Source organism: Parafrankia sp. BMG5.11, assembly GCF_004337455.1.
This window is the reverse complement of the sequence record NZ_SJXI01000077.1, coordinates 204692-215771: the sequence shown is the minus strand read 5'-3', so window position 1 is coordinate 215771 and position 11080 is coordinate 204692. Positions and strand designations below refer to the sequence as shown.

At 71.7% G+C, this 11080-nt stretch carries 8 protein-coding genes; 6 read left to right on the top strand and 2 right to left on the bottom strand.

Annotated elements, in window-relative coordinates; translation table 11 throughout:
• Positions 1 to 260: 260 nt before the first annotated feature.
• The 6 genes from E0504_RS39310 to E0504_RS39285 all read left to right on the top strand — a co-directional run bounded on the left by E0504_RS39310 (position 261) and on the right by E0504_RS39285 (position 9657).
• Entirely contained in the window at positions 261 to 1574 is a 1314-nt protein-coding gene (locus E0504_RS39310; protein ID WP_243657826.1) for an IS701 family transposase, read from the top strand.
• Between the two features lie 331 nt (positions 1575 to 1905).
• Entirely contained in the window at positions 1906 to 3435 is a 1530-nt protein-coding gene (locus E0504_RS39305; protein ID WP_131626889.1) for an NAD(P)/FAD-dependent oxidoreductase, read from the top strand.
• The gene (locus E0504_RS39300) at positions 3432 to 4298 is read left to right on the top strand and encodes a fatty acid desaturase (RefSeq protein ID WP_235013964.1); all 867 of its coding nucleotides are present in this window, start codon (positions 3432 to 3434) and stop codon (positions 4296 to 4298) included. Before E0504_RS39305 ends, E0504_RS39300 begins: the two co-directional genes overlap by 4 nt.
• On the top strand, positions 4291 to 4890 hold the full coding sequence (locus E0504_RS39295) for a TetR/AcrR family transcriptional regulator (RefSeq protein WP_112106288.1): 600 nt from the start codon (positions 4291 to 4293) through the stop codon (positions 4888 to 4890). Before E0504_RS39300 ends, E0504_RS39295 begins: the two co-directional genes overlap by 8 nt.
• 274 nt (positions 4891 to 5164) lie before the next feature.
• Positions 5165 to 6835, top strand: a complete 1671-nt coding sequence (locus E0504_RS39290) for a 3' terminal RNA ribose 2'-O-methyltransferase Hen1 (protein ID WP_131626888.1) — start codon at positions 5165 to 5167, stop codon at positions 6833 to 6835.
• The gene (locus E0504_RS39285) at positions 6832 to 9657 is read left to right on the top strand and encodes a polynucleotide kinase-phosphatase (protein WP_112106287.1); all 2826 of its coding nucleotides are present in this window, start codon (positions 6832 to 6834) and stop codon (positions 9655 to 9657) included. Before E0504_RS39290 ends, E0504_RS39285 begins: the two co-directional genes overlap by 4 nt.
• Positions 9658 to 9866: 209 nt before the next feature.
• On the opposite strand, the gene E0504_RS39280 is transcribed toward E0504_RS39285, so the two are convergent.
• A complete protein-coding gene (locus E0504_RS39280; RefSeq protein WP_112106286.1) occupies positions 9867 to 10346 on the bottom strand; it encodes a cupin domain-containing protein in 480 nt (159 codons plus the stop codon).
• Between the two features lie 4 nt (positions 10347 to 10350).
• Positions 10351 to 11028: a hypothetical protein gene (locus E0504_RS39275; protein WP_112106285.1), complete on the bottom strand. Its 678-nt coding sequence runs from the start codon at positions 11026 to 11028 to the stop codon at positions 10351 to 10353.
• Positions 11029 to 11080: the final 52 nt, after the last annotated feature.

Below are 11080 nucleotides of genomic sequence, written 5' to 3'. Positions count from 1 at the left end.
CACGAGGACGGACGTGGGCGCGCCGCGGAGTGACCCCGGTGGTGCGGGTGCCGGGGCGGGGTGGGTCCGGGCGGGTGAGTGTGGTCGGGATGGTCTGCTACAAACCCGGGCAGCGGGCCCGGTTTGACGTCCGATCCGGTTGTCCGGGCGCGGGACGTCCTCACCCACGGCTACTCCTTAGTCGCTGGTTGGTCAGGTTAGGGAAGGCGGACGTACGGTTGGTGGTGTCTGGCTGGGGCTGTTCCGGTGGGAGGTGCCCGATGGCTACTCCTCGCAAGCCGACCGCGCCGACGGCGGAGGCGATCGACCGGTTCTGCGGCGACTTCGATGACCTGTTCTGTCGTGTGGCCGAGCGCACCGCGCTGCGGCAGTATCTGATCGGCCTGCTGCTGCCCCGGGAACGGAACAAGACGCTGACGGAGCTTGCCGCTCTGGTCCCCGGCGCGGACCGGCAGCGGTTGCACCACTTCCTGCACGACGCGCCCTGGGATCCCGACGCCCTGGGCGCGCGGCGGGTGGACCTGTGGCGTCGGCACCCGGGGTTGGGGCCGCATGGCAACGGGGTGCTCATCATCGACGAGACCGGGGACCGCAAGCGCGGCCATGGCATCGTGCTGGCCGCCCAGCAGTACATCGGCAAGCTCGGCCGCACCGCCAACGGCGTTGTGGCCGTCACCAGTCACTGGGCTGACGGCAGCCGCCACGTGCCGCTGGGGGTGCGGCCCTACCGGCCCGCCTCCCGCCTACCCGCCGGCAAGGCCGACCCGGCGTTCGCCACCAAACCGGAGCTGGCCTGGGACCTGATCGAGGAAGCCCGCGGCGCCGGAGTGCCTTTCCGGGCGGTGGTCGCCGACTGCGTCCACGGCGAGAACCCCAAGCTCGAGGGGCGCCTGCAGGCGGCCAGAATCCGCTACGTACTGGCCCTGCGCCCCCGCCACGGCACCTGGCAGGTCGTCGCCGATCCCGCCCACCCGCCGGCGTTCACCCCCGCCGAGGCCGCCACCCGCCTGCCACGGGCGGACTGGCGGCGCCTGGTGCTGACCGACAGCCACAACCGACCGCTGGTGCGCCACGTCGCCGAACTGGAGCTGGGCCCCTGCTATGGACCCGCCCGGGGCACCCGCCTGATCGCCGCCACCGCCGACCCGAGGGTCCTCACCGCCGACTCGACCTGGTTCATGGCCACCAACCTCTCGACCGCCGAGGCGGACGCGGCCGAGGTCTACCGGATCCACCGACTACGGGACTGGATCGAGCACTACTACAAGCCGGCCAAGCACGAGCTGGGCTGGGCGGACTTCCAGGTCCGTTCCGAACAGGCCATCGTGCGCCACTGGCAGCTGGTCATGCTGGCGTTCACCTTCAGCCTGCTGAGCGCGCCACCCTCCGACCACGCCCAGGAAACACCCCGCGAGGACCGCGGGGCGGCGAGGGAAAAATCCACGGCGCCGCATCGTCTGGCAGGACACACTGCGACAGGTCCGCGGCTGGCTGAGCCCCTGGGCGCGTCTGCAGCTGTACTGGCACCGCTGGTCGACCGCCCCACCCCCACCGGAACTGACAGCCCTGCTTGACCACGTGGGCCACTCCCACCCACTAGTCGCCCCAACCTGACCAACCAGCGACTAGGGATGCGGCGCCCCGACGACCCGCGATCCCCGTTCGCCTCCGACCCGACCGTGACGGGTACATCCGTATTGCGTAGTCACGGTGTCGGTCAAGTGCGCTCCACCCCGTCGATTCGGGCCTGATCGCGGATCCGCCGGGTCGAACGGTGGTACCGCCGCCGAGGCGGGACGCCTGAGGTCGACTCGGTCCGCGCGCGAGGCGCGGGTCTCCCGCGATTTCTTGATCAATACGACCGAATGCATTGACTCACCTGACCCTTCGCCGCATTCTGAACAAATGTTCAGAACAGATGTTCAGGACGTGCCGACAGTAACCGAGTCATTCGACGTGGCGGTGATCGGTGGTGGTCCGGCCGGCATGGCGACGGCGCTTCGGCTGCAGACCGCCGGTCTGTCGACGGTGGTACTCGAGGCGCACGGCCATGCCGGCGGCTGCGCGGGCTACTTCCGAAAGCGCGGATTCTCCTTCGACGTGGGCGCCACCACGCTCGTCGACTTCGCGCCGGGCGGCGTCGGCTTCGAGTTGCTGCAGAGCGTCGGAATGAACCCGTTGGACGCCTGCGAGCTACCGGGTTACGTGGCCCACCTGCCCGATCGCGAGGTCGTGCTGCACCGCGATCCGGCGCTGTGGCACGCCGAGCGTCGGCGCATGCTCGGCGACACCGGCCGGCATCGGCGACTGTGGTCCCTGCTCGACCGGTTGGCGCAGACGTTCTGGCGGGCGAGCCGGTCAGGGGTGCGCCTCCCGGTACGCCGGCCGGCGGACGCGCTGCACGACCTGCGGGCGCTCGGTCCGGCCGGCGTCCCACTCGCCCGCTATCTGAACTGGACGCTCGGGGACGCACTGCGCCGCTACGAGTTGCGCGACGACCCGGCTCTCGTCGGACTACTGGCGATGCTCGTCGAGGACACAGTGCACGCGACCGTCGACGATGCGCCGCTGATCAACGCGGCGCTCGGCGTGACGATCCGGGGCGCCGGCCTGAGCCGACACGCCGGGGGGATGCACGGCTTCTGGCGGGCGCTCGTCACGCACTACCGGGGGTTGGGAGGCCGGCTGCGCACCGGGTGTGCGGTCTCGCGGATTGACGGCGAGCCGGGCGCCTACCGGGTGTCGACTCGCCGAGGCGCGATCGGTGCCCGCCGGATCGTGGCCGCGGTACCCGCCGCCACCACTGCCGCGATCTGCGCCGGGCTCCCGGTGGCCGACCGGCTGCGGGCATATCTGGAACGCGACGCGCAGGCGCTCGGTGGCGCGTGCGTCGTATTCCTCGGAGTACCCGAGGACGAGGTGCGTGGGCAGAATTTCACGCACCATCAGTTCCTGCAGTCGTACGATCGCCCGCTGGGCGAGGGAAACAACATGTTCGTTTCCGTCTCCGAACCCGGGGACACCCTCAGCGCGCCGCCGGGGCACCGCGCCGTCATGATCTCCACCCACACCGAGCTGTCCGAATGGGTGGGACTCGACGACATCGAATACGAGCAGCGCAAGAAATGGATCGGCGAGCTGCTCGTCGGGTGTGCCCGCCGCGCCTACCCGTCGTTGGGAGAGCGAGCGGTGTTCGCGGCGACGGGCACGCCGCGCAGCTACGAACGGTTCGGCTTCCGCCCGGCCGGCGCCGTCGGGGGCGTCCGTCAGCACCTTCGCAACACCAATCAGCACGCCGTTCCGCACGACCTCGGCGGCCCCGGGCTCTGGTTGGTCGGAGACTCGACCTGGCCGGGTCTGGGCACGGTGGCCTGCGTGCTGGGCAGTCGCATCGTCGCGGAGGGAATGCTGCGCGAGGGGGGATTCAACCGATGACCTCCCTGGACCCGCCCCATCCGCCCGGCCCGCTCAGCCCGTCCCGTCCTCCCGGTCCGCCCGATCCTCCCGGTCAGCCCGGTCCGCCCGCACTGGCCGACCTGGGTGCCGATCTGCTCGTCACCACCCGCCGGCAGCGGTGGATCGCGCTCGCCCGCCCGTTCGTCGGCGTGCTGTGTTTCGCGGCGGCGGCGTGGGCAGGCTGGTGGTGGCTCACACCGGTGATCGTCTTCGGAATTTTCGTCGCGGTCGTCACGGTCACCCACGACGTGGTGCACGGCACGCTCGGCCTGTCCGGACCGGCCACCGATCGAGCACTGTTCGCCATGGGGCTCGTCCTCCTTGAGAGCGGGCACGCCTACCGCGCCACGCACACCCGCCACCACCAGCTCTTCCCGCACCCCGATGATCCGGAGGGACATCCCGCCGAGCTGTCGCTGCTCGGCGCCGTGGGCTACGGCCCGGTGTTCCTGCCACGGCTGTGGTGGTGGTCCTACCTGCGGGGACACGACCGCGGCTGGCTGCTCGCCGAGGCCGCCGCGCCCGTGGTGGCGCTCGCGGGGGGCACCCTGGTGTGGCCGTACACCTCGGCCGTGTTGGTATATGCGTTGATGGCGATCGTCGGGAGCTGGGTGTACCCGCTTCTGACGGTGTACCTGCCGCACCACGACTACGGCGACACACCCCTGACACAGACCCGGACCCTGCGCGGGAGGATCATCCCCGCTGTGTTCCTCGAGCTCACCTACCACCTCGAACACCATCTGTACCCACAGGTGCCCAGCCACCATCTCGCGGCGCTCGCCCGTCGACTCGACGGCTACCTCGCCGCTAACGGCGTTCGGCCGATACGCGTTGTCTGACACCCGCGGCCGGATCCTCGACGCCACCCTGGCCTGCCTCGTGCGGCACGGTTATGCCGGCACCACCGCACGGGCGATCGCTCAGGCCGGCGGATTCGCCCCCGGCGTTCTCTACTACCACTTCGCCGATCTGGACGACGTCCTGGTCGCAGCCCTTACCCACACCTGTGAGGCGCGCACCCAGCGGTACCGGGACGAGCTGTCCGGTGTGGACCGGGCCGGGCGCGCGGTGGAGATACTTCGCCGGCTCTACCTCGAAGACACCGAGGTCGGGCACATCTCCGCCGTCCAGGAGCTGTATGCCGGGGCGCGGCCGGGGTCGCGGCTGGCCACCCAGCTGACGCTGGAGACTCGGCGTTGGGAGGTGCTGGCCGCCGAGGTGCTCACCACGCTGCTGAGCGGCAAGCCGTTCGCCAACCTGGTGCGCATGCCCGTACTCGCCAATGCGGCCGTCGCGTTCTACCTCGGCGCGGAGACGCTCGCCCACCTCGACGAGGACTCCTCGAAAGTGATGGAGTTCTTCGACCAAGCCGCGAAGCTCGCCGTGTACTTCGACAGAATTCCACGGCTGCGACGAAGCACCCCTGGATAAACCCCGGGATGGGTCCGGTCGTGTCGGACGATCGGGTCGAGCGGCCTGGTCACCTGCTCGACGCTGGCCGCTCCGATCGGCTGGGTCGCCGGGCAACTCATCGGCGCCGGGCCCCTCGCCCTGTCAAAGCAGGTGCAGTCGTGAGGTCGGACCCGCCTGGCGTGGGGCGGCTTCAGTCGTCGCGCCCGGCGCCGCCGTCGCAGGTCGAACTGGCCAAGACGTGTCCGGCGAAATCGGGGCGACGGGTGGTGTTCGGGTCCGGAAGAATCGCGAGGTGCTCCTTGCCGTGTCGACGACCCACCGTCCCGCCACCGATCTGGGGTTCCTGCTCCACAAGCATCCGGACAAGGCGCAGCGGTTCGATACCGCCGCCGGCAGCGCGCACGTCTTCTACCCGGAGGCGACCGAAGAGCGTTGCACCGCGGCGCTGTTGCTGGAGATCGACCCCGTCGGGCTGGTCCGTAACAGGCAGGCAGGTACCGCGGGCAGGCGCGGCGGTGGGGGCGGGGCGGATGCGGCCCAGTACGTCGACGACCGGACGTACGCGGCATCCAGTCTGCTCGCGGTCGCGATGGCGGCGGTGTTCTCGACGGCGATGGCGGGACGATGCAAGGCCCGGCCGGAGCTGGCCGCGACCGCGCTGCCACTGGAGATCAGGCTGCCGTCGCTGCCCTGCCGGGCCGGCGGCGCCGATCTCGCCAGGCGGCTGTTCGAACCGCTGGGGTGGCAGGTCGCGGCTGTCCCGCTCCCGCTGGACCCGCGGTTCCCGGAGTGGGGCGACGCACCGCACCACGACGTCACCCTCACCGGGACTCTCCGGCTCGCCGACGCGCTCACCCAAATTTACATCCTGCTGCCGGTCCTCGACGACGCGAAGCACTACTACGTCGGACGGGACGAGATCGACAAACTCCTTCGCGAGGGGGCCAGCTGGCTGCCGGGGCATCCGGAGCGGCAACTGATCGCCAGGCGCTATCTCGCGCACCGCCGGGCCCTGGCCACCACGGCGCTCACCCAGCTCGCGGCCGTCGACGACCTCGCGGCCGACAGCCTCGGCACCGGCTTCGAGCCCGGCCTGGTCGCGACCGAGGCAGAAGTGGCCGAGACAGAGGTGGCTGAGGCAGAAGTGGCCGAGGCGGAAGTGGCCGAGGCAGAAGTGGCCGAGGCAGAAGTGGCCGAGGCGGAAGTGGCCGAGGTCGCCGAGGTGGCCGAGGCGGGCGAGGCGGGCGCCGAGGGCACGAGCGGCGAAGTCGGCGAGACGCGGCCGCCGGCGTTGGCGGAGTTGCGGCGGCGGGCGATCCTCGCGTCGCTGCGCGCCTCGGAAGCGCACCGTGTCGCCGACGTCGGGTGCGGCGACGGCAAGCTGGTCGCGAGACTGCTCGCCGAGCCGACCTGCACCGAGGTCATCGCGGTCGACGTCTCCCACCGCGCACTGGAACTCGCCGCGCGGCGGCTGCGGATCGAGCGGATGCCCGACCAGGTCCGCGCCCGGCTACGCCTGATCGTCTCGTCGCTGACCTACCGGGACAGCCGCCTCACCGGCCTGGACGCGATCGTGCTCTCCGAGGTCGTCGAGCACGTCGACCCGCCCCGGCTGCCCGCGCTCGCCGAGGTGGTGCTGGGCCACGCGCAGCCCCGCCTGGTGATCGTCACTACGCCGAACATCGAGTACAACGTCCGGTACGAGGGCCTGCCGTCCGGTGCGCTGCGGCACCGCGACCACCGTTTCGAGTGGACGCGGGACGAGTTCGCCACCTGGGTCGGCGGCCTCGTCGCCCGGTACCCCTACACGGCCAGGCTCGGTGGAGTCGGCGTCGACGATCCGGAGGTCGGTCAGCCCACGCAACTGGCGATACTCGAACGGTTGCCGGCGGGAGAACACCGCGCGGTCGGAGAGCACCGGACGGTCGGAGAGCACCCAGCAGGGACGGGGGAAGGCCGATGAGCACACCGACAGGCGGCCGTCCTCTGCCGGGGGGCGACTTTCCGCAGGCGCCGCTGACCATTCCCGAGATCTGCCTTGTCGTCCTCGTCGGCGTCACCGGGTCCGGGAAGTCGACCTTCGCCAGGGCGCATTTCCGTCCGACGCAGGTGCTGTCGTCCGACGCCTGCCGGGGGCTCATCGCGGACGACGAGAACGACCAGGCCGCGACCCCCGACGCGTTCGACGTCCTGCACTACATCGTCGGTAAGCGGCTCGCCGCCGGGCGGCTCACGGTCGTCGACGCGACGAACGTCCAGCGCGCGTCCCGCGCGTCCCTGATCGAGCTGGCCAGGTCGCACGACGTGCTGCCGGTCGCGATCGTCCTCGACGTGCCGGAGTCGGTCTGCCTGGCGCGCAACGCGACGCGACCCGACCGTGCCTTCGGCCCGCATGTCGTCCGCCGGCAGCAGGCCGAGCTGCGGCGCTCGCTGCGCGGCCTGGCCCGCGAGGGGTTCCGGCGGGTCCACGTCCTGCGCTCGGAGGCGGAGATCGCCGCCGCGACGATCGAGTACACCCGGCTGCTGACCGACCGGCGCGACGTCGCCGGGCCGTTCGACGTGATCGGCGACGTCCACGGCTGCCGCGCCGAACTCGAGCAGCTCCTGACCAGGCTCGGCTACGCCCTGCGCCACGACGACGCGGGACGGGCGGTAGGCGCGAGCCACCCGGACGGTCGGCGCGCGGTCTTCGTCGGTGACCTGGTGGACCGCGGCCCGGACACGCCCGGCGTCCTGCGACTGGCGATGGGGATGGTCTCCGCGGGCGAGGCGTTCGCCGTCCCGGGCAATCACGAGAACAAGCTCGTCCGGGCGATGCGCGGAAGGAAGGTGACCATCGGCCACGGCCTCGCGGAATCGCTCAGGCAGCTCGCAGAGGAAAGCGACGACTTCCGCGCCGAGGTCGACCGGTTCTGCGACGGGCTGGTCTCACACCTGGTGTTCGACGAGGGCCGCCTGGTCGTCGCGCACGCCGGGCTGAAGGAGGCGTACCACGGGCGGGCGTCGGGCCGGGTGCGGTCGTTCGCGCTCTACGGCGACACCACCGGTGAGACCGACGAGTACGGACTACCGGTCCGCTACCCCTGGGCACGGGACTACCGGGGCAGGGCGATGGTGGCCTACGGTCACACGCCCGTCCCCGAGCCCGAGTGGGTGAACAACACGATCTGCCTCGACACCGGCTGCGTCTTCGGTGGACGGCTGACCGCACTGCGGTATCCCGAGCGGGAACTGGTCTCCGTGCCGGCGGCGCAGGTCTACTTCGAGCCGATCCGCCCGACCGGCGGGAACGGGACGGGCCCCACGGACCCGGCGCCGGCCGAGTCGCCGCTCTCGGCCGGGTCGCCTCCCACAACCGGACCGCTGGTGTCAGCCGAGGCACTGCCGTCAGCCGAGGCGCTGCTCTCGTCATTCCCGCTGCTGTCACCGTCAGAGCCGGCGCGGTCGGCGGGCACAGTCTCGACGGGCACGGGCACGGCGGGCGCGGGCCTGGAGATCCTGGACGTGACCGACGTACTCGGCCGGCGGATCGTCGAGACGAGGCACGGGGGCAGGGTGCAGGTGCGGGAGGAGAACGCCCTCGCCGCCCTGGAGGTGATGAGCCGCTTCGCCCTCGACCCGCGCTGGCTCGTCCACCTGCCGCCGACGATGAGCCCGCCACCCACCTCGAAGCTCCCCGGCCTGCTCGAACATCCGGCGGACGCCTTCGAGGCCTACCGGGCGGACGGCGTCGAGGACCTGCTGTGCGAGCAGAAGCACATGGGCTCCCGGGCAGTCGCCGTCGTCTGCCGGGACGAGGCAGTCGCGGCGGCCCGGTTCGGCGCCACCGACGGCACCACCGGCGCGGTGTTCACCCGGACCGGCCGGCCGTTCTTCGACCGCGATCGCACCGAAGCACTGCTCGCCCGGCTGCGGGCCGCGATGACCGCCAGCGGACTCTGGGCAGAGACCGGAGCCGGCTGGGCGGTGTTCGACGCGGAGATCATGCCGTGGAGCGCGAAGGCCCAGGACCTCATCCGCCGGCAGTACGCCGCCGCCGGGGCAGCCGCCCGTGCCGCGTTGCCAGTCGCCGTCGACGCGCTCACCCAGGCGTCGGCTCGCGGGATCGACGTCGGTGACCTGCTGGACCGCACCCGCGGACGGGCCGCGAACGCCGACGCGTTCACCGCCGCCTACCAGCGCTACTGCTGGCCGGTGGACGGCCTCGACGGAGTCCGGTTCGCACCGTTCATGCTGCTGGCGACGGGACCGGCACCGCAGGACGCCGCGAGCGGCCCCGGTTGGGGCGGTTCGTGGCCGGCCGGCACGACCCATGTGGGACGGGACCATCTCTGGCACCTCGGCGTCGCCGACCGACTGGCGGCCGCCGATCCGGACCTCATCGTCACCACGGAACGGATCCAGGTGGACGCGGGCGACCCGGCCTCGGTCGCTGCCGGGGTCGAGTGGTGGGAGGCACTGACCGCCGCCGGCGGCGAGGGAATGGTCGTCAAACCGCTGGCCGGGCTGGTCCGGGGGAAACGCGGCCTGGCCCAGGCCGGCGTGAAGGTGCGTGGCCGGGAGTATCTCCGCATCATCTACGGCCCCGACTACACCGAGCCCGCGAACCTGGAGCGGCTGCGTTCCCGCGGTCTGGGACGCAAGCGCTCGCTGGCGTTCCGGGAGTACGCCCTCGGGCTGGAAGCGCTGGAACGCGCAGCGGCCGGCGAACCCCTCTGGCGGGTCCACGAGTGCGTCTTCGCGGTGCTCGCGCTGGAGTCGGAGCCCGTCGACCCCCGGCTGTAGACGACCCCGCCGTCGCCGCGTACCCCTCGCAGCGCCTTCTTGGCCCGGGTGATCCGAGCCGCCATCGTGGGCGTCGGCACCAGGAAGGCCCGGGCGATCTGCTCGGTGCTCAGCCCGCCGACCAGCTTCAGGTCAGTGCCCCCGGGCATCCCGGGCCAGCATCGAATCCGGCGCTGACCAGCTGCTGGCGGACCGCATGTGGAGGCACGTCAACCGTCGTGATGGTTCGATTCGTCCGGCGCCTCGGCAGACAGGGCGAGCACGTCGACGTTGTACTCGGCCGATAGCCGCACGATGAGGTCGGCGTCGTGCCCCGGCGGCCAGAGCGCGAGGTAGAGCCCTTCGGCCCCACCCGGCGTGAACAGCATGAGCACGTCGGCCGGCCCGTCCGGGGCGAGGCACCGGTGCGGCTGGTCGCGGGGGACGAAGACGAGGTCTCCGGTGGCGGCGGTGAGGCGGCGTGAAGCGGTGTCGACCCGCATCCGGCCGTCGAGGACGACGAACGACCGATCCTCACCATGGTGTACGAGGTACGGCGCTTCGTCGCCGGGCAGCAGCTGGATCCGGAGCAGCCCGTAGGAGCCGCCGGTCGTCGCCGCGGTGGCGAGCGGGACGGGCGCCGGTCTGCCCGGGAGGACCGTCCGCGGTCCGCCCCGGGCGGTGCCGGAAGTGGTGTGGAACGGGCCCACCCGTTCAGCTCCCGCCTCGTCGCGGCCGGTTGTTGTCGCTCCACGGCAGGGCGGTGGCCGCCAGCGCGAGGCCGGCGATGACGGTAGCCGGGATGATCCAGTAGCCTTCCGTCACGGGCAGGCCCGGCCCGAGGAGAAGGGTCACGCCGGCGATGACGAGACCCGCGGCCACCGGTCTGGACAGCCCGCCGACCCGCCACCCGACGATCCCGAGCAGCGGAACTCCGATGATGAACGCGAAAGCGAGCGGTAGGGCGACGAGCGTCATGTCGGATTCGATCTCGTGCATGGTGTGGTGGTCGATGTTCGGTGCGACGAACATCTCGATGTAGGCGTTCGCGGGCATCGTCACGAACCCGACCCAGACCAGCGCGTAGGCGGCCCGGGCCAGCCGGCCAGGCCCGAGGCGGCCCGCCAGAAGCGGCAGCCCCGCGGCGACCAGCACACCGCCTATGCCGAAGAGCAGGTGTGCAGCGGACCAGGTGGCCGCCTGCTCGGCCGCCTCGTTGTGCTCGAGCGGGTGCAGCAGGTTCCCCAGCGCGAACAGGACGCCGCCGGCACCGAGCAGGACCCGGCGCAGCGTGGCGTCATCCGACCACGCCGGCACGGCGGCCTCCGGGTGCCGCGCCGAGCGCGGCACCCGCGGCGCGCCAGCGAGAGGTTGTGATTCCAGTGTGGACATGGCTTCTCCTTCATGACTGGGGCGGCCGCGTGCCGCACCCTTCGCCAGGGCC

Excerpts from the sequence above, each read along its gene's own strand:
- E0504_RS39310 (WP_243657826.1), top strand. The coding sequence starts at position 261 with ATGGCTACTCCTCGCAAGCCGACCGCGCCGACGGCGGAGGCGATCGAC.
- E0504_RS39305 (WP_131626889.1), top strand. The coding sequence starts at position 1,906 with ATGTTCAGAACAGATGTTCAGGACGTGCCGACAGTAACCGAGTCATTC.
- E0504_RS39300 (WP_235013964.1), top strand. The coding sequence starts at position 3,432 with ATGACCTCCCTGGACCCGCCCCATCCGCCCGGCCCGCTCAGCCCGTCC.
- E0504_RS39275 (WP_112106285.1), bottom strand. The coding sequence starts at position 11,028 with ATGTCCACACTGGAATCACAACCTCTCGCTGGCGCGCCGCGGGTGCCG.
- E0504_RS39285 (WP_112106287.1), top strand. The coding sequence starts at position 6,832 with ATGAGCACACCGACAGGCGGCCGTCCTCTGCCGGGGGGCGACTTTCCG.